This window comes from Mycobacterium helveticum, from assembly GCF_007714205.1.
Lineage (GTDB): Bacteria > Actinomycetota > Actinomycetes > Mycobacteriales > Mycobacteriaceae > Mycobacterium > Mycobacterium helveticum.
In genome coordinates this window covers 1-757 of the sequence record NZ_VMQU01000328.1, presented here as the reverse complement: position 1 = coordinate 757, position 757 = coordinate 1, and the positions used below count along the sequence as shown (strand labels likewise).

The 757-nt window shown below is 69.0% G+C and carries 1 protein-coding gene; it reads right to left on the bottom strand.

Features of this window, described 5'->3' with window-relative positions; genetic code table 11:
* Positions 1-757: transposase (locus FPZ47_RS27750; protein ID WP_144957530.1), on the bottom strand; the 757-nt coding region annotated here is incomplete at both ends.

The window sequence follows — 757 nt, the reverse complement described above, 5'->3', positions numbered from 1 at the left end:
GTCGTAACGCGGTGGCGAATGCCTCGACGTGGGGGTAGGCGGCGGCAAAACGCAGGTGCAGGCGTCGGCCGTGACGCACCAACCGGGCAGCGACGTTGAGAAATGCCAGGCGCAGTCGTTTGCCGCGGGCCCGGCGGACCGCGCGGGGCAGCGCCAGGGTGCGCAGCCACAGCCCGACGTTGTGCGCCAGGGCGGCGGCCTGCCAGTACAGCCAGTTACCGAAGAACGACTGCACCGGGGCGTGGATCATCCCAAAGTCGTTCTTGAGCGCCCGGATGGTGTCTTCGGGGATGCCGCCGCGCAGCCGGTGATGGGCCTCGACCTCAGCGGCGCTCATCCGGTCCGCCTCGACGTTGGTGATGATCGCATGCAGCCGCCAGCCGTCAAGGTCGTCGAAGGCCAGTTGGTCACCGCACTGTTTGGGTTGGCGTCGCACGATCAGCCGCACACTGTGCCCCAGCAACGTGGTGGTGGTCTCGGCGATCTGGCTGCCCTTGTCGGTCTCATGCCCCAACGCCGGGGCCCACACGGTGTGCGGATCGACGGCCAGCGCGTGGATGAGCGCCTGCACCGGCCGGTACTGCTTGGCGGTGACGGAGAAGTCCGCGTGGTGCCGCTCGGCGGCCTCGATCACCTGCTGCTGGTAGCCGGCCGAGTCGACCCGCAGCCACAACCGGTAGTTGCCTTGGCAGCCAGCCGGGATAGCGGCCACGCACTCATCGATGAAGCTGCCCATCGCCCGCCCGTCGTTGGCCGC